The sequence below is a fragment of the Rhizobium sp. YIM 134829 genome, from assembly GCF_046546455.1.
This window is the reverse complement of the sequence record NZ_JBKHKI010000005.1, coordinates 224,527-242,426: the sequence shown is the minus strand read 5'-3', so window position 1 is coordinate 242,426 and position 17,900 is coordinate 224,527. Positions and strand designations below refer to the sequence as shown.

Annotated in this window: 17 protein-coding genes; 14 read left to right on the top strand and 3 right to left on the bottom strand. The window is 63.6% G+C overall.

Translation table 11 applies throughout. The features are described from left to right. Positions 1 to 43: 43 nt before the first annotated feature. From ACLE20_RS11590 to ACLE20_RS11560, 7 genes are read left to right on the top strand one after another with little or no spacing between them, the layout of a single operon-like run. A complete protein-coding gene (locus tag ACLE20_RS11590) occupies positions 44 to 841 on the top strand; it encodes an ATP-binding cassette domain-containing protein (RefSeq protein WP_410940439.1) in 798 nt (265 codons plus the stop codon). Then, the gene (locus ACLE20_RS11585) at positions 838 to 1,848 is read left to right on the top strand and encodes an ABC transporter permease (RefSeq protein WP_410940438.1); all 1,011 of its coding nucleotides are present in this window, start codon (positions 838 to 840) and stop codon (positions 1,846 to 1,848) included. The genes ACLE20_RS11590 and ACLE20_RS11585 overlap by 4 nt, the downstream gene beginning before the upstream one ends. Position 1,849: 1 nt before the next feature. Next, on the top strand, positions 1,850 to 2,941 hold the full coding sequence (locus ACLE20_RS11580; protein WP_410940437.1) for a phosphotriesterase: 1,092 nt from the start codon (positions 1,850 to 1,852) through the stop codon (positions 2,939 to 2,941). 27 nt (positions 2,942 to 2,968) lie between these two features. Then, positions 2,969 to 3,733, top strand: a complete 765-nt coding sequence (locus ACLE20_RS11575; RefSeq protein ID WP_410940436.1) for a glutamine amidotransferase — start codon at positions 2,969 to 2,971, stop codon at positions 3,731 to 3,733. Positions 3,734 to 3,741: 8 nt separating this feature from the next. Further along, a complete protein-coding gene (locus ACLE20_RS11570; protein WP_410940435.1) occupies positions 3,742 to 4,629 on the top strand; it encodes a ribokinase in 888 nt (295 codons plus the stop codon). 13 nt (positions 4,630 to 4,642) lie between these two features. Next, the gene (locus ACLE20_RS11565; RefSeq protein ID WP_410940434.1) at positions 4,643 to 5,485 is read left to right on the top strand and encodes a BtpA/SgcQ family protein; all 843 of its coding nucleotides are present in this window, start codon (positions 4,643 to 4,645) and stop codon (positions 5,483 to 5,485) included. Beyond that, positions 5,482 to 6,747, top strand: a complete 1,266-nt coding sequence (locus ACLE20_RS11560; protein WP_410940433.1) for a Zn-dependent hydrolase — start codon at positions 5,482 to 5,484, stop codon at positions 6,745 to 6,747. Before ACLE20_RS11565 ends, ACLE20_RS11560 begins: the two co-directional genes overlap by 4 nt. A gap of 121 nt (positions 6,748 to 6,868) precedes the next feature. Here the strand turns inward: ACLE20_RS11560 and ACLE20_RS11555 are convergent, their stop codons facing one another. Both ACLE20_RS11555 and ACLE20_RS11550 read right to left on the bottom strand, forming a co-directional pair. After that, positions 6,869 to 7,930 carry an aldo/keto reductase gene (locus ACLE20_RS11555; protein ID WP_410940432.1) on the bottom strand — a complete coding sequence of 354 codons (1,062 nt, stop codon included), beginning with the start codon at positions 7,928 to 7,930 and terminating at the stop codon, positions 6,869 to 6,871. Positions 7,931 to 7,997: 67 nt separating this feature from the next. Beyond that, on the bottom strand, positions 7,998 to 9,095 hold the full coding sequence (locus tag ACLE20_RS11550) for a LacI family DNA-binding transcriptional regulator (RefSeq protein ID WP_410940431.1): 1,098 nt from the start codon (positions 9,093 to 9,095) through the stop codon (positions 7,998 to 8,000). Positions 9,096 to 9,288: 193 nt separating this feature from the next. On the opposite strand from ACLE20_RS11550, the gene ACLE20_RS11545 reads away from it, so the two are divergent. From ACLE20_RS11545 to ACLE20_RS11520, 6 genes are all read left to right on the top strand, one after another. After that, positions 9,289 to 10,320 (top strand): ABC transporter permease, encoded by a 1,032-nt coding sequence (locus ACLE20_RS11545; RefSeq protein ID WP_410940430.1) that lies wholly within the window; start codon positions 9,289 to 9,291, stop codon positions 10,318 to 10,320. A 20-nt stretch (positions 10,321 to 10,340) separates the two neighbouring features. Beyond that, on the top strand, positions 10,341 to 11,351 hold the full coding sequence (locus tag ACLE20_RS11540; protein WP_410940429.1) for a substrate-binding domain-containing protein: 1,011 nt from the start codon (positions 10,341 to 10,343) through the stop codon (positions 11,349 to 11,351). A gap of 79 nt (positions 11,352 to 11,430) precedes the next feature. After that, positions 11,431 to 13,002 (top strand): sugar ABC transporter ATP-binding protein, encoded by a 1,572-nt coding sequence (locus ACLE20_RS11535; protein WP_410940428.1) that lies wholly within the window; start codon positions 11,431 to 11,433, stop codon positions 13,000 to 13,002. Continuing rightward, positions 12,999 to 14,030: an ABC transporter permease gene (locus ACLE20_RS11530; RefSeq protein WP_410940427.1), complete on the top strand. Its 1,032-nt coding sequence runs from the start codon at positions 12,999 to 13,001 to the stop codon at positions 14,028 to 14,030. The genes ACLE20_RS11535 and ACLE20_RS11530 overlap by 4 nt, the downstream gene beginning before the upstream one ends. An 18-nt stretch (positions 14,031 to 14,048) precedes the next feature. Then, positions 14,049 to 15,050 (top strand): dihydroxyacetone kinase subunit DhaK, encoded by a 1,002-nt coding sequence (locus ACLE20_RS11525; protein ID WP_410940426.1) that lies wholly within the window; start codon positions 14,049 to 14,051, stop codon positions 15,048 to 15,050. A gap of 10 nt (positions 15,051 to 15,060) precedes the next feature. Beyond that, positions 15,061 to 15,699 (top strand): dihydroxyacetone kinase family protein, encoded by a 639-nt coding sequence (locus ACLE20_RS11520; RefSeq protein WP_410940425.1) that lies wholly within the window; start codon positions 15,061 to 15,063, stop codon positions 15,697 to 15,699. 173 nt (positions 15,700 to 15,872) lie between these two features. Here ACLE20_RS11520 and ACLE20_RS11515 read toward each other — a convergent pair whose 3' ends face one another. Then, positions 15,873 to 16,733 carry an AraC family transcriptional regulator N-terminal domain-containing protein gene (locus ACLE20_RS11515; protein ID WP_410940519.1) on the bottom strand — a complete coding sequence of 287 codons (861 nt, stop codon included), beginning with the start codon at positions 16,731 to 16,733 and terminating at the stop codon, positions 15,873 to 15,875. A gap of 194 nt (positions 16,734 to 16,927) precedes the next feature. Between ACLE20_RS11515 and ACLE20_RS11510 the strand changes: the two genes are divergently transcribed. After that, positions 16,928 to 17,893, top strand: a complete 966-nt coding sequence (locus tag ACLE20_RS11510) for an SDR family NAD(P)-dependent oxidoreductase (RefSeq protein ID WP_410940424.1) — start codon at positions 16,928 to 16,930, stop codon at positions 17,891 to 17,893. Positions 17,894 to 17,900: the final 7 nt, after the last annotated feature.

The window sequence follows — 17,900 nt, the reverse complement described above, 5'->3', positions numbered from 1 at the left end:
GCACGAGGGCCGGGCGGACGCGATCCCAGCCAGGACATCGATCATGACCGATACAGCCATCAGCCGCGTCCGCATGACCGGCATCTCCAAGCGCTATGGCGCTCTCAAATCCCTCGACAATGCGTCGCTCGACCTGAAGCCCGGCGAGGTCCTCGGCCTCGTCGGTGACAATGGCGCGGGGAAATCGACGATCAGCAAGGTGCTTTCGGGCGCCGTCATTCCCGATAGCGGCACGATCGAGATCGACGGGAAGAGCGTCTCCTTCACCTCGCCCGCCGATGCACGCGCCGCCCGGATCGAGATGGTCTACCAGGACCTGGCGCTCTGCGACACGATCGATGTGGCCGGCAACCTGTTTCTCGGGCGCGAGCCGAAGCGCCGTCTCGGCGGCGTTCCGCTTCTGGACAAGAAGGCGATGCATGAGCGCGCCCGCGACATGCTCTCCAATCTCGGCATCGTCATTCCCGACACCCGCATGAAGGTGGAAAACCTCTCGGGCGGCCAGCGCCAGTCGATCGCGATCGGCCGCGCCGCCTCCTTCGACCCCTCCGTGCTCATCATGGACGAGCCGACCGCGGCGCTGGCCGTGGCCGAGGTCGAAGCCGTGCTGGAACTGATCCGGACCGTGTCCCGGCGCGGCGTCTCGGTCATCCTGATCACCCACCGCCTGCAGGATCTCTTCCTCGTCTGCGACCGGATCCAGGTCATGTATGAGGGGCGCAATGTCGCCGAGCGGCGGATCGGAGACACCAATATCGAAGAGGTCGTCAATCTCATTGTCGGGCGGAAATTCGCCGCCCGTTCCGCAGGCCACCAAGCAGAAAGGAGCGCTTCCCTATGAGCTCCGAACCCAACGCCTATGCCGGCCAGCCGCCGCGGATGCGCGATGCCACGCTTCTCGACAAGATCGTCGCCAATGGCGGCGTCATGTCGATCGCCTTGTTCTTCCTGGTCTGCTGCCTGTTCTTCTCGATCACGACCGATGCCTTCCTGACGGCACCGAACCTCCTGAACATCGTCCGCCAGTCGGCCCCCCTGCTGATCGTGGCAGCGGCCATGACCTTCGTCATCACCACGGGCGGCATCGATCTGTCCGTGGGCTCCGTCCTGGCGCTGACGGCGACGCTCTCGGCCGCGGCCCTGCAGGCCGGCATTCCCTGGCCGCTGGCCATACTCCTCATGCTGGCACTCGGCGCGCTCGTCGGCGTCATCCAGGGCTATTTCATCGCCTATGAGCGGATCCCGGCCTTTATCGTCACCCTGGCCGGCCTTTCCGTCATCCGCGGTTTCGCCCTGCTGATCACCGGCGGCTATTCGATCCCGATCGAGCCGACGAGCCCCTTCGTGGCGATCGGCCGAGCCTGGATCTTCGGCATTCCCGCGCCGGCGCTGATTGCCATCGTCGTGCTGGCCATCGCCTTTCTCGTCTTCAACGAGACCCATTTCGGCCGCTACGTCACCGGCGTCGGGGCGAACAATGAGGCGACGCGGCGCGCCGGCGTCGACACGCGGCGCATCATCCTCTGGGTCTACGTCCTCTCCGGCACGGCCGCGGCGGCGGCCGGCATCATCCTGTCCGCCCGGCTTGGATCCGGCTCGTCCAATGCCGGCCAGGGCTTTGAACTCGACGTCATCGCGGCGGTGGTGCTCGGCGGGACCAGCCTGTTCGGCGGGCGCGGCTCGCTTGCCGGCACCATCCTCGGCGCGCTGACCGTGGCCGTGCTGGCGAACGGGCTCATTCTGTCGCACCTCTCGCCCTTCTTCACGCCCATTGTCACCGGCTTCATCATCCTCATCGCCATCTGGCTGAACTTCCGCCTGTTCCGCGGCGGAGCGAAGGGGCGCTGAAATGTTGGAGCACCTGTTTTCCGACACGCCGCGCGAACGCCACCCGATCGGCGTTGGCACGGGCTGCGCCATGACGGTCACGGGCCCGGTTCCGGTGGATGATCTCGGCATCACGCTGATGCATGAGCACATCTTCCTGGACGGCGCTCGCAGCTGGATCTGCCCCTGTCATCCGGATGAAAAGGCGATCGCCGAGCAGAAGGTCTCGATGGAGATCATCGGCGAGCTGCGCATGAACCCTTATATGAACCGCGACAATGTCTCTCTCGATGACGGGGACCTGGCGCTCAGCGAATTGAAGCGGTTCCAGGCGCTCGGCGGCTGCACCCTGGTCGAGACCACCAATTTCGGCATTGGCCGCGATGCGGAGGGGCTCGCCCGCATTGCCCGCATGTCGGGCCTGCGCATCGTCATGGGCACCGGTTTCTATCTCGAACATACCCATCCCGACTGGTTGAAGGGCATGGATCTCGACGACGTCACGGCCTTCATCGTCGATGATGTCGGCGGCGGTGAGACCCAGCCGGAGATCATGGCCGGCATCATCGGCGAAGTCGGGGTCAGCCGACATTTCACCGCGGAGGAGGAGAAGTCGCTCCGCGCCTCGGCCCGCGCGTCCCGCCTGACCGGGCTGCCGCTGTCCATCCATCTGCCGGGCTGGGAACGGCTGGCGCACCGGGTGCTCGATGTCGTCGAGGAGGAAGGGGCCGATCTTCGCCACACCGTGCTCTGCCACATGAATCCGAGCCATGACGATCTCGACTACCAGATCGCGCTCGCGCGGCGTGGTGCCTTCCTGGAATATGACATGATCGGCATGGATTACTATTATGCCGACCAGGACGCCCAGTCGCCCTCTGACGAGCAGAATGCCCGCGCCATTGCAACGCTCGTGGACAAGGGCTTTGCCGACCGGCTGCTCCTGTCGCAGGACGTGTTCTTGAAGATCATGCTGACCCGCTATGGCGGCTTTGGCTACGGCTACATCCTCAAGCACTTCCTGCCGCGCTTGAAACGCCACGGCGTGGATCAGGCCGCGATCGACCGCATGCTGGTCGAGAATCCGAAAACCGTCTTTTCCGCCGGGCGCTGAGCGCCGGCAATCTTCCGAGGAATCCGCATGACCAAGAAAAAAGTGCTGCTCGCCGGCGAGTCCTGGGTCTCAACAGCGACCCATATCAAGGGCTTCGACCAGTTCCCGACCGTCACCTATCACACCGGCGCCGATGAACTGCTGAAGGCGCTGAAGGACAGTCCCTTCGACGTCACCTTCATGCCGGCCCACGAGGCACAGCGCGAGTTTCCGACCTCACTTGAAGCGCTCGAAGCCTATGATGCGATCGTCCTGTCCGACATCGGCGCCAACACGCTGCTGCTCCACCCCGATACCTGGATCCACTCGCGCCGCACCCCGAACCGCCTCAAGCTCCTGAAGGACTATGTCGCCAAGGGCGGCGCGCTCTTGATGTTCGGTGGCTACTATTCCTTCCAGGGCATCAATGGCGGCGCGCGGTTCCGCAAGACCGCGGTGGAAGAGGTTCTGCCCGTCTCCTGCCTCTCCGTCGATGACCGTGTCGAAGTGCCGGAAGGCTTCACGCCGGTCGTCTCCGGCGATCCAGACCATCCGATCCTTGCCGGCATTTCCGGCGCGTTTCCCTATCTCCTCGGCTTCAACGAAGTTGTGCTCAAGGAGGGTGCCGATCAGTTGATGACGGTCTCGACCGATTATGGCTCGTTGCCGCTGCTGGTCACCGGCACCTATGGCGAGGGCCGAACGCTGGTTTGGACCTCCGATGTCGGGCCCCATTGGCTGCCGCCGGAATTCATCGCCTGGCCGGGCTACAAGACACTGTTCGAACAGATGCTCGCCTGGGCGACGGATTGAGCCGTCCCATGACCATCCATGTCGTCGGCAATGTCTGCGTCGACAGCAGCTTTCACCTCGCCCGGCTTCCACGACCGGGTGAGACACTGAATGCCGAGACCGTCCGGGAAGGGCTGGGCGGCAAGGGCGCCAATCAGGCGGTCGCCGCCGCGCGAACCGGCGCCGAGGTTTGCTTCTGGGCGCCAGTCGGCAGGGATGCCGCAGGGGAACGCATGGAGGCTCTTCTGGCAGCTGACATTAGCCGGCTATGTTTATCCCGATTCGACCTGCCGAGCGATCGATCGGTGGTGCTGGTCGACAGCGAGGGGGAAAACGCGATCGTGACGGCGGCTGCCTGTGCTGCCGCCTTCGACCCGCTGGCCGACGGCGCCCTGAACCACGCGTGGAAGCCAGGCGACATGCTCCTGATGCAGGGAAACCTCTCCTCGGCTGCGACTGAGGCGACGCTGAAGGCGGCGCGGGCGGCCGGCCTCGTCACGATCCTCAATCCCAGTCCGGTGCCGGCGGCGTCGATCGATGTGGGTGCTGTCTCGCTCTTGATTGCCAACCGCCCGGAGATGGAGCGGCTAACCGGGGAGCGCGATCCGGACGGCGCTGCCCGGCATCTGCGCAGCCTCGGGGTCGATCAGGTCGTCATCACGCTGGGGCGCGATGGTGCCTTCCTCTCTGACGGCACGGGGAGCCAAAGTATTCCAGCGCGCAAGACCACGGTTCTCGACACGAGCGGCGCCGGCGACTGTTTCACCGGCGTGCTGTCGGGTCTCCTCCATCGCGGCCTGCCGCTCGCCCGTGCGGCCGAAATCGCCAGCTCGGCCGCAGCGCTTGCCGTTGGCCGAACCGGAACGCTGGCCGCCTTTCCGACGCGGGCGGAGCTTGCCGCCCTCACCCATCCCTGAAACTGGACATCGCATGACCACCATGAGCAACACCATCGGACGACAGGACAATACGGTACTGACGAGCCTTTTCGGCCGTGACAAGCCGATCATCGGCGTCGTGCATCTGATGCCGCTTCCCGGCGCGCCGCGCTATGACGACGAGGGCGTCGAGGCGATCTACGAGCGTGGGCTCGCCGATGCCAGGGCCTATCTTGCCGGTGGCTGCGAGGCGGTGATCGTCGAGAACCACGGCGATGTCCCCTTTTCCAAGCCGGATGAGATCGGACACGAGACCTCGGCCCATATGGCGGTCGTCGCCGACCGCATCCGACGCGAGCTCGGCCGCCCGATCGGGATCAATGTGCTCGCCAATGCCGCCATCCCGGCGCTGGCGATTGCCTCCGCTTCGTCCGCAGCCTTCGTCCGCGTCAACCAGTGGGCAAATGCCTATGTGGCCAATGAGGGGATCGTGGAAGGCGCCTCCGCGCGGGCGATGCGCTACCGCGCCCATCTCCGCGCGCGCGGCATCCGCATCTTCGCCGATGCCCATGTGAAGCACGGCGCCCATGCCATCGTCCAGGACCGGCCGGTCGAGGAACAGGTAAAGGATCTCGTCTTCTTCGATGCCGACGTCATCATCGCGACCGGGCAGCGCACCGGCCATGCCGCAGATCTCGGCTACATCAAGATGATCAAGGAGGCCGGCTCCCTCCCCACGCTGGTTGGCAGCGGCGTGACCCATGACAATGTCAACGACATTCTCTCCGTCGCCGATGGTGTGATCATCGCCAGCGCGCTGAAGCATGAGGGTGTCTGGTGGAATGCCGTCGATCCGGAGCGGGTGACGCGCTTCTTCGCGGGCCTTCGCCGATGAGCGAGCGGGCGGAGGTCGATGGTCCCCGTCTTCTGCGCTCGCTGGCTGCATTCGCGGCGATCGGCGCGACACCGGCGGGGGGCGTCAACCGGCAGGCCCTGAGCCCCGGAGACAGGCTCGCCCGACGCCTGCTTGCCGAGCGCGCCTTGTCCCGCGGCTTCGCTGTGTTCCAGGACGCGGCCGCCAACCTCTTCCTCCGCCGTGCCGGTGCGGACGACACCTTGCCGGCCGTCCTGATCGGCAGCCATCTGGACAGCCAGCCGACCGGAGGGCGCTTCGACGGAGCGCTCGGCACGCTCAGCGCGTTCGAAGTGCTCGAAGCTCTGGAGGATGCCGGCGTGTCGACCGTCCGCCCCGTCGAAGTCGTCGCCTTCACCAACGAGGAGGGCAGCCGCTACGCACCGGGTTGCATGGGGTCCATGGCCTTTGCCGGACTACATCCGATCAGCGAGTGGCAGGCTGCGATGGCACCGGATGGTGAGCGCCTGGAGCATGAGCTGGCTGCGACGCTCGGGGCCCTGCCCGAAGCGACGATGCGGCACGCGCGGCCGGACATCTTCGCCTTCGTGGAGCTGCATATCGAGCAGGGTCCCGTGCTCGAGCGCGAGAATGTGCCGATCGGCGTGGTGACCGCCATTCAAGGTACGAAATGGCTGGAGGTGACCTTTACAGGCGAGGCGGCGCACGCCGGAACCACGCCGCGCGAATTCCGCAAGGATGCGATGGCGGCAGCGGCCCATGCCATTGCGGCGCTCCAGGCGACCGTGATGGCGGAGGACCCGCAAGCGCGGCTGACTGTCGGACGTCTTTCGTTGGAGCCGGGGTCGGTCAATGTCATACCCCGACAGGTCACGTTCACGATCGATCTGCGCCATCCGGACGGCATTGCTCTCGCCGATCTCGAGGCGCTGGTCCGCACGACATGCGCGATCGCGGGAGAACAATGGGGGTGCACCACGGCGATCCGTCCGCTTCTTGACATGGCGCCTGGCACCTTCGAGCCGGCGCTCATCAGCGCGATCGAAACCGCCTGCCGTTCACGCGGCATCGCCTGCCGGCAAATGACATCGGGTGCGTTTCACGACGCGCTGTTCGTCAACCGCATCGCACCGAGCGCCATGATCTTCATCCCCTGCCGCGACGGTATCAGCCACAATGAGGCGGAATTCGTCGAGGATCGCCATGTCCTGCTCGGCGCGGCGACCCTGCTCGATCTCACGCTGGATCTTGCGAACCGGACGGACGCTCTGGCGGGTCGATGACCCAAGCACCGATGCCCCTGGCCGGTCCGGTCCGTCGTGCGGCGGCGTGACCGATCGCCGCGCTGGACGCTGCTTCCGCGCGGAGGGGAAGCGACGATGGAGATTTCAACCGGGGATTGGCTCAGACATGGCCAAGGTCCTCGTAATTCTCATGGAGCGCCCAATCTCCTGCACTGAACCGGTCGCGCGTGAAATTGTGCTGGTGCCAGTAGGGATAGACGTAGGGCGCGCGGCTGACCGCGTTCAACCGTTCCAGCTCTTCCGCGTCGAGCTTGAGATCGACTGCGGCAAGATTGTCCCGGAAATGCTGCTCGGTCAGGCCACCGACGACGAGGGAAACGATTGCCGGACGGCTGAGTGTCCAGGCGAGCGCCACCTGCGCGGCGGTCACGCCACGGGATGCGGCAATTTCGTCGAGGACATCGACGATCGTCCACAGCCGCTCCCAGTCGCGAATGGAGGGCTCGGTCCAGCCCTTGGCCTGCCGTGACTGTTCCGGCGCGCGGTCGCGACCGAACGCGCCGGACAGAAGCCCCGCAGCCAGCGGGCTCCAGACTGTTACCCCAAGCCCCTGATCGACGGAGATCGGCAAGAGTTCATATTCCGCTTCGCGCGCTTCCAGGGTGTAGTGGATCTGCTGTGTAACGAAGCGCGGCAGGAACCGCTGATCGGCAATGCTGAGCGCCTTCATCAGGTGCCAGCCGGAATAGTTGGAGCACCCGATGTAGCGCACCTTGCCAGACTGGATCAGCGCGTCGAGCGCTGCGAGCATTTCCTCGAGCGGCGTTACCCCGTCCCATGCATGCATATGGTAGATGTCGATATGGTCGGTCTGCAGCCGTTTGAGGCTTCGCTCGCATTCGCGGATCAGATGGAAGCGCGAGGTACCCTCGTCGTTCGCTCCGTCGCCGATCCGCATCCTCACTTTCGAGGAAATCAGCACCTGGTCGCGCCTGCCCTTCAGGGCTTCGCCGAGGATCTCCTCGGAGCGGCCGAGCGAATACATGTTTGCCGTATCGAACAGGTTGACGCCGCCATCGATGCAGACGTCGATCAAGCGTTTTGCATCCCCGACGTCGTGGCTTGCGACCTTGGCGAATGCACCGACGCCACCGAACGAAAACGTCCCCATGGAAATGGCCGAAACCTTCAGGCCGGACCGTCCCAGAACGCGATATTCCATGTTTTTCCTCCCATTATGGCGTGGCACGAGACCGGCAGCATCCTCCCTGCCCATCTCGGCCCGACCGTCATTCGGCCGGCAGTTTCCTGCGCGCCGACGCGCGGGCGATTGTCGCCGACGCTTTCATCGTTTGCTTCGAATGGCTGGCGCGCAGCACGAGCTCGGCGCCGACCTGGATCTTGACCGCCGGTTGTGGCTCCAGGGCATTGATCAGGTCGTCGAGCACGGTCACGGCGAGGTAGCCGATCTTGCGCTTCGAGACCTCGATCGTCGTCAGCGCCGGGTCCGACGTCGCGCTCTGCGGCAGGTTGTCGAAACCGATGACGCAGACATCGTCCGGCACGCGAACGCCGGATTCCTTCAAGGCGCGCATGAATCCATAGGCGATGATGTCATTGGTGCAGAAGTAGCATTCCGCCAGATCGATGCGGTCTTTCAGAAGGTCGAGCGTGTCGGCATAAGCGCCGTCATAGGTCGATTCGACCGAGAGCACGTCGTGCTCCGCGACCTTCAGGCCCAGCCGGGCCATATTCTTGAAGAAGGCATCCTGCCGCAACCTGAAATTGGTCGTGCTGACATGGCTGGCCACGAAGCCGATCCGCTCGAAACCTTGTTCCTTGAACCGGGACAGGACCTTGTAGACCGCGTCCTCGTTGTTCATGTCGACGAAATTGGCATCGACGACGTCGTAGAACGTATCGATGAACACCGTTGGCAGGCCAAGCCCCTGGATTAGCGCCACATCGGCCTCGGAAAGCTCGGTACCGAGCGCGATGATGCCGCTGATGGGCGCTCCGGCGAGCGATTCCACGACGGCGCTGATCGGCTGGCCCTCGAAGCTGACGATCTCGAGGCTATAGTTCCGGCGCGTCGCTTCCGCCGACATGCCGTCAATGTAATCGGAGATGAAAACGCTGTGGTCGCGGTTCACGGTATGGCCGTGTTTGGCGATTTTGAGGAACCGAAGTTTTTCGCTGAGATCGCTGCCGCCTTTCGAGCTGCGCGGCACATATTTGAGCTTTGCAACCGCTTCCAGCACGCGGGCCCGCGTCACGCTGGAGATGTCTCCCTTGCCGTTCAGGACCAGCGAAACGGTCGCCGGCGAGACATTCGCCGCCTCCGCAATATCGCGCATTGTCAGTGTCTTCTTGCTGGCCTTAGGCATCGAGAATCCCGCTGAACGCCAAGTGTGGGACGCTTCGTTTAGTAAACGGCATCACCGATCTCCTCTACGGCTAGGTCAATTCCTTCGCATCTGCAACCAAGAAATCGCGCAAATTTGCCGCTTGCCAACAGGAAGATCCCTTGATAGCCATTTAGTAAATCTGATGCTCGTTCACTAAACATGGGAGGAGACCATGCGAACAAGCGGCGGGCAGCTGGTCATGCTGGTGGCCATCAATTGCCTTTTGCTGTGCATGGGTGCGGTTATTTCGGGAGGAACATTCCTCTCGCTGTTCAACCTGCAATCCATGGCCAGCCAGCTGCCGGAACTCGCCCTTCTCGCGATCGGCGTGATGCTCGCCATGTGCGCCGGCAATGGCGGCATTGATCTATCGGGCATCGCCCTTGCAAATCTTTCCGGCGTGCTTTCGGCCGTCATCGTCTCGTCTTTCCTGTCGAGTGCCGATAGCGAGCTGATGTTCAGCATCAGCTTCATCGCCGTTGCGGTCGCGATCGGTCTGATCGGCGGCACGATCAACGGCCTGCTGATCGCCAAGCTCCACATCACGCCGATCCTCTGCACACTCGGCACGCAGATCGCGTTCATGGGTCTGGCGGTGGTGGTGTCGGGCGGCAAGGCCGTTACCGTCGGCAGCCCGGATTTGCTGTCGCGCATCGGGAACGATCTCTTCCTGGAGGTGCCGATCAGCTTCCTGATCTTTGCCGTCGCGGCGATCATCATTGCAGCCGTGCTGCGGTTCACGCCGTACGGCTTCTGGCTGATGATGATGGGCACCAATCCGAAGGCTGCGGTTTTCGCAGGCTTTCCCCGCACCGGCGTGATCGTCTCGACCTATGCCATCAGCGGACTGTTGTCCGGCATTGCCGGCATCATCATTGCCGCCCGCAACGTCAATGTGAAGTTCGACTACGGCAGCTCCTACCTTCTGATCGCGATCCTGATCGTGGTGATGGCAGGCGTGAAGCCGGAAGGTGGTTATGGCCGCGTCATCTGCGTCGTCCTGAGCGCGATCGCCCTGCAACTCATGTCGAGCCTCCTGAACTTCGGCGGCCTGTCAAACTTCGTCCGCGACTTCGCCTGGGGCCTGTTGCTCCTCACCTTCCTTGCAGTGGGTCGCTACGACATCGTCGGCTTCCTGACGCCTGCGCGCAGGCAAACCCATCCTTCGGCGTCCATCCCTCGAACGCCGAACCTAAACAAATGAGGGAACTTGTGGAGGAGAAAATGAAAGCAATCTCGAAAACGCTCATGATCGGCGGCGCAGCCGTCGCAACGCTGCTGGCCGGCACGGCCGGCACGCTGATGGCTCAGGAAAAGCCGGTCATCGCAACCGTGGTCAAGATCAGCGGCATTCCGTGGTTCGACCGCATGAACACCGGCGTCGAGGCCTATCAGCAGGCCAATCCGGATGTCGTCGCCACGCAGAGCGGCCCGGCAACGGCAGACGCCGCACAGCAGCTGCAGATCATCCAGGATCTGATTGCCAAGGGCGTCAACGCCCTCGCCGTCGTGCCGATGGATCCCGCCGTGATCGAAGGCACGCTGAAGCGGGCCATGGACCGCGGCATCGTCGTCGTCACGCACGAGGCCGACAACCAGAAGAACACGCAGGCGGACGTCGAAGCCTTCGACAACGCCGACTACGGCAAGGCGCTGAACGCCCGTCTGGCGGAATGCATGGGCAACAAGGGCAAGTGGACGACCTTTGTCGGCTCGCTCGGCAGCCGCACGCATATGCAATGGGTCGGTGCTGGCGAAGAGAATGCCAAGAGCCATCCCGACATGCAGCTTGTCGATCCGAACAATGAATCCTTCGACGATGCCAACAGCACCTATGAGAAGGCGAAGGAAATCCTGCGCAAGCATCCCGATATCAAGGGTTTCCAGACCTCGGCCGGCAACGACGTCCTCGGCGTTGGCCGCGCGATCGACGAAGCAGGCTTGTCCGGCAAGGTATGCCTGGTCGGCACCGGCCTTCCGAACCCCTCCGCAGACCTTCTTGAATCGGGCGCGATCACCGCAATCGGCTTTTGGGATCCCCAGAAGGCCGGCATGGCGATGAACGCTCTGGCGAAGCTCCTTCTGGAGAAGAAGGAGGTCACCGACGGCATGGACCTCGGAGTCGAGGGCTATAACAAGGTGACCGTCAAGAAGGGGGCCGGCGATGGCCTTCTGGTCATCGGCAACGGCATGGTTCTTGCCGACAAGGCCACCTACAAGCAGCATCTCTTCTAGGAGTCGTGCTTTGAACCCGGCCGGCGCCCATACAGGGTGCCGGCCGGCTCGAGCCGCTTGTTCTGAGCGGCGGATGCGTATGAGTGGAGGCCTTCCATTGTCGGCAAATCTCGGCGGCCAGCCGGTCCAGGGCCGTTTCCTGGAGCTGCGCAATATTCAGAAATGGTTCGGCGGCGTTCACGCGCTGCGCGGCGTCGACCTCACGCTCGAGCTCGGCGAAGCCTATCATCTCCTTGGCGAGAACGGCTGCGGCAAGAGCACCGTCATCAAGATCATGTCAGGCGCCATCGCACCGAGCGAGGGCGACATCGTGCTCGAGGGGCAGCGCTTCTCGGAGATGACCCCGATCCAGTCTCTGAGCGCCGGCATCGAGACCGTCTACCAGGACCTGTCCCTGATCCCCAACCTCACCGTTGCGGAAAATGTCGCGCTGAGCGAACAGCTTGCATCCGGCAATGGCCGTCTCGGCCGCATCTTCGACCGGACCCGCCTTCGGGAAACGGCGCAACGCGCTCTCGAAACCGTTGGCCTGCCGACGGACGCCGGCTTCCTCGGCACCACCGTGTCCGATCTCCCGCTCGCCGCGCGCCAGCTCGTTGCGATCGCCCGCGCGATCGCCACGCGCGCCAAGCTGGTCATCATGGACGAACCGACGACCTCGCTCACCAGACGCGAGGTCGACAATCTCATCCACGTCGTGGAGCGGCTGCGGCACGACAATGTTGCCGTGCTCTTCGTCACCCACAAGCTCGACGAATGCTACCGGATCGGCGGCCATGCCATCGTTTTCCGCGATGGCCAATGCGTCGCGACCGGGCCGATCGAGACCTATACGAAAAAGCAGCTGGCCGAGCTGATGACCGGACGGGCCATCGATTCCGAACGATACCGGACGGCTCGACCGGCACAGGAGACATTGTTCTCCGTGAGCGACCTGGTCGCTCCCGGTGTCGATCGCATCAGTTTTACCCTCAACAAAGGCGAGATCCTCGGCATTACCGGCCTTGCGGACTCTGGCCGAAACGAGCTTGCCATGGCGATCACCGGCGTCGCGCCGCCGCGCTCTGGCACGATGACTCTCAATGGGAAGGTGCTTGCGATTCGTCAGCCGGCCGATGCGATCAGCCAAGGGATCGGTTATGTGCCGGAAGACCGGCTGGCCGAGGGCCTGTTTCTCGACAAGTCCATCCTCGACAATGAGATCGCGCTGGTTCTGACGCGCCTCAGCAATGCGTTCGGCGTGGTCGACAAGCAGGCCGGACGCAATCTGGCTGCGAAGCTCTCCGAGCAGATGCGGCTGAATACCAAGAACCTTGACCTGCCGGTCGGCGCGCTTTCGGGCGGCAACCAGCAGCGCGTGCTGATCGGCCGTTGGTTGAGCATCGAGCCCGACCTTCTGGTGCTGCACGGGCCGACGGTCGGCGTTGATGTCGGATCGAAGGACACGATCTACCGGGCGATCCAGACGCTCGCCGAGGCCGGCATGGGCATCATCATCGTCAGCGACGACCTTCCCGAACTGCTGCAGAACTCCGACCGCATCCTCGTCATGAACAGCGGCCGACTGGTCGCCGAATTCGAGGCGGAAGAGGCCAGTGAAGATGGGCTCTACCAGGCAATGCTGAGTTCCAAGCCGGAGATGATCCAATGACCGCGTCACGGGTAGAAGAGCTTCAGCAGGCCACGGACAAACGGGCCTTCAGCTTCGGCGAACTGGTCCGCAAGCGGCCGGAAACGATCACCTTCGCGCTGCTGGTGACGATTTGCGTCGCCGTCGCGGTCGCCAATCCCGCCTTTCTCCAGCCCTCGACGCTGATCGATATCGGCCGCGCCAGCGTGGTGATGGGCCTGTTTGCGCTTGGCGTCTTCGTCATTCTTGCTGCAGGCGGTATCGACGTGTCGTTCACGGCAGTCGCCGCCTTCACCATGTATTCGATGACGGTTCTGGTGCAGCGCTATCTGCCGGACCTCCCGATTGCGGCCATTATCGCGATGGCGACCGCGGGCGGCGCCCTTCTGGGCGTGATCAACGGCGTCCTGGTCCATCACCTCAAGGTTCCGTCGTTGATCGTGACCATCGGCACTCAATATCTATTCCGCGGCTTCCTCCTGTCGTTCATCGGCACGGTCTGGATCATGTCCCTGCCGCCGCAAATGGGTGCGTTCGGCCGCCTGCCGCTCCTGCAATTCGAAACCGCCACTGGGGCGACGATTACCCTCCCCTTCTACTTTCTAGTCCTGCCGATCGCCGCAGTCATCACCTGGTGGATCCTCAACCGCACCCTGATGGGACGGGCGATCTTCGCGGTCGGCGGCAACGCGCAGATCGCGAGCCGCCTCGGCTATGATCTGCGCAAGGTTCATATCTTCCTGTTTGCCTATGCAGGCGCGCTCGCGGGTCTGGCCGGAATCATCCATGTCTGCGCAAACCGCCAAGCCAACCCCTTCGACCTCGTCGGCACCGAGATCAATGTGATTGCCGCCGTCGTTCTGGGCGGCGCGAAGATCACCGGCGGAACGGGATCAGTTCTTGGCACCATTCTCGGCGTGCTCCTCATCGTCGTGCTCAACAGCGTCCTCGTTCTGGTCGGCATTCCGAGCACCTGGCAGCGGCTTGTGGTCGGCGTCTTCATCCTGTTGGCGGCCGCCTTCTTCGTGACCCGCCAGCGCAAGAAATAATCCATTCGGAGGAACCCAATGAAAAAGTTTCTGAACGACCCGGCGAACTTCGTCGACGAGATGCTCGATGGCATCTATCGCGCCCATCCGAGCGTCACCTATGTCGCAGACGACAAGCGCTGCCTCGTGACGTCGCGCCCGAAGACCGGCAAGGTCGGCATCGCCACCGGCGGCGGTTCCGGGCATTTGCCGACCTTCCTCGGCTATGTCGGCGACGGCATGTTGGATGGCGCAGCTGTGGGCGGGGTGTTCCAGTCGCCGAGCTCCGAGCAGATGTACCAGGTCACCAAGGCGATCGATCAGGGTGCCGGCGTTCTCTACATCTACGGCAACTATACGGGCGACATCATCAATTTCGACATGGCCGCAGAACTGGCCGATCTCGATGGCATCCAGGTCAAGCAATGCGTTGGGAATGACGACGTCGCGTCCTCCAAAGTCGGCGAGGAGCACAAGCGCCGCGGCGTCGCCGGCATCTATTTTCTCTACAAGGCAGCCGGCGCGGCTGCAGCCGAGGGCCTCTCGCTCGACGAAGTGCACCGGATCGCCGAGAAGGCACGCCTGCGCACCCGCACCATGGGCGTTGCGCTCTCGAGCTGCGTCGTTCCGGAAATCGGCCACGCCACCTTCTCGATCGGCGAGGACGAGATGGAGATCGGCATGGGCATTCACGGCGAGCCCGGCATCAGCCGCAAGAGGCTTCCATCGGCCGATGCCGTGATCGACGAGATGCTGGACCGCATCTTCGCCGAGCAGGATTACAAGGCCAATGACGAGGTTGCCATTCTGGTCAACGGTCTCGGCGGCACGCCGCTCGAGGAGCTCTACATCCTGTTTCGTCGCGTCGCTCAGCTGATGGACGGTCGTGGGGTGAAGGTGAAGCATGTCTGGGTTGGGGAATTCGCCACTGCCATGGAAATGGCTGGCGCATCCGTCTCGATCCTCCACCTCGATGCCGAGCTCGACCGGCTGGTCGGTGCACCGGCCAATACGCCCTTCTTCAAACATATCTCTGCCTGAGGACATGATAATGGATGCGTTGACAGCTTCCGATCTGATCCGTCTCTTCGACGCCTGGAAGACGCTTTTCGCCGAACAGCGCGACTTTCTGATCGCTCTCGACGGCAAGGTCGGCGACAGCGATCTTGGAATTACGATGAGCAAGTCGTTTGCCGCAGCCGCCGAAGCCGTCGCAGCGGAAGGCGAAGCAGCCGGAATCGCCAAATTGCTGCGGACCGCCGGCGCCACGATGGCGCGGACGGCTCCATCCACGATGGGCACGCTGACGGCAACCGGCTTTCTGCGGGCGAGCAAGGCGATCGAAACGCAGCAGTCGCTGGGGAGCAGCGAGATGGCCGCGTTCTGGGTCGCCTTCCGCGACGGAATCGCCGAGCGCGGCAAGGCCCGTGTCGGCGACAAGACGATCGTCGACGTGCTCGATCCGGTCGCCCGCGCGCTCGAACGCCATGCTGCTGATGGCGCTTCACTCGCAACGGCGCTTGCCGCTGCGGCCGATGCGGCGGAAGAGGCTTTGGAAAACACCAAATCGCTTGTGGCGCAACACGGAAAGGCCGCCGCCTTTCAGGAGAAGACCGTCGGCCTGCAGGATGCAGGCGCGACCGTCGGTGCTCTTCTCGTACGCAGACTGAGCGATTTCGTCTCCGCCTGAAGAGAGCGGGCGATTATCCACGGGAATGCATGCAACGAACGACATCTGTCCGGGCCATGCCCGGGCAGCAAAACTTAAGGACGATGATCCGCCAGTCGCGACATGGCGGTTCGTCTTCCCGCGTCGCGCGCTATCGATTTAAGTTTGTCACGGACTCGATCACGTGTCGAAGCTCAAAAAACCCCTTCTGCGTCGCCGATGCTGGTGCGCAGGCGCAAGGCGTCCCGGATCGGCGGCACGCCGAAGAGGCGCGCATATTCACGGCTGAACTGGGAGGCGCTCTCATAGCCGACCGCATAGGCCGCGCGCGCGGCGTCTGCATTGGCGGCCAGCAGACGACGTGCGGCCTGCAGGCGTAACATCTTCTGGTATTGCAGCGGGCTTGAAGCCGTTGCCGCCTTGAAGTGCCGATGAAACGCTGGAATGCTCATGCCGGCAATGTCGGCGAGCATCTCGGTGCGCAAGGTCTGGTCGAAGTTTTGGCGGATCCACGCAATGGCGCGCCGGATCTGCGACAATCGGCTGTCCTCGCGAACGATCTGCCTGAGCATCGGCCCATGCGCGCCTTGCAACAATCGATAGAGAACTTCGCGCTCCCGCGCCTCGGCGAGATAGGGAACGTCGTCGGGCATGTCGAGAAGGGCGATCAGCTGGCTCCAGGCTTCAAGAAGCGGACGGGTCACCGGCGCAACGCCAAACCCAGCCGCTGCCTCGGTCGACCGGATAGGCGCCACATCGGCGAGCAGTCTCGTCAGCGCATCCCGGTCCAGCGTCAGGCTGACGGCGACATAGGGCCTGTCCGGTTCGGCCTCGACCACACATCCTGTGGTGGGCAGTTCGATCGACGCGGCAAAGCAACTGGCCGTGTCGTAGCGCAGGATACTGTCGCCGACGAGCACCTGCTTGGCGCCCTGCACCACAAGGCAGATCATCGGCTCGCAGATCGTCACCGTCGGCAGGGTGCGCTCGCGCAGAACGCCGAGCCCGATCCGGGGAACTGGCGTTTCCCGGCATATGCCGTCGGCATGGCGCATGACGCGGCGACACATCTGTTGGAGCAAGTCTTCCATGCGGTTCATGATGGTGGCCAAGCTGTGCTGCCGCAAGGCCCTGAGAGGAATAGGCAAGGATTCGATCGGATCAGGCGCGGTCCGGCGAGGGAGCGGCCCCACCTATGGAGCGCGGCGGGAACCTGTCCGCTGCATGACCAACCACTGAGGGCTTTGCCATGACATCATCATTTGGAGCAACATCGACCGCCGATGAGGTGCTTGCCGGCATCGATCTAACGGGGCGAAGGATTCTGGTCACCGGCGTTTCGGCGGGACTCGGCGTCGAGACCGCGCGCGCACTGGTCGCGCATGGCGCCAGCGTCGTCGGCGCTGCCCGCGACCTTGCGAAAGCCGAGACGGCAACGGCCGGCGTTCGGGCTGCCGCCGCGCAAGGCCATGGTCACTTCGATCTCGTCCAGCTCGACCTGGCTTCCCTTGCCAGCGTCCGCGCTTGTGCCGATCACCTCATCACCGACGGGCGGCCGTTCGATGTCGTCATCGCCAATGCCGGCGTGATGGCCTCGCCCTTCGGCAAGACCGTCGATGGCTTCGAAACCCAATTCGGCACGAACCATCTCGGCCACTTCGTGCTGGTCAACCGCATCGCCTCGCTCATCGCCGATGGCGGGCGGTTGGTGACCTTGTCGTCGGCCGGTCATCGCTTCTCCGATGTCGATCTCGACGATCCGAATTTCGACCGCGCGGACTACGATCCTTGGGCCGCCTATGGTCGCTCCAAGACAGCCAATATCCTCTTTGCCGTCGAATTCGACCGGAGACACAAGGCACGTGGCCTGCGCGCCTGTGCGATCATGCCCGGCGGCATCCGCACCGAGCTCGGTCGCCACATGACGCAAAGCGACGAGGAGGCACTGGTTGCCTCGATCAACGAAACCAACGCCAAGGCCGGCCTGCCGCCCTTCGCGTTCAAGACGATCCCGCAGGGTGCGGCAACATCGGTTTGGGCTGCCATTGTCGCCGATGCGGATCTTGTCGGTGGACGCTACTGCGAGGACTGCCATGTCGCCGAGATCGTCGAGGGCCAGGCGCTGCGCAACGGCGTTCGCGCCTACGCCGTTGACGGGGAGCGTGCAAAACAGCTCTGGGCGAAAAGCGAAGAATGGGTCGGGGAGCGCTACTGAGCACTCC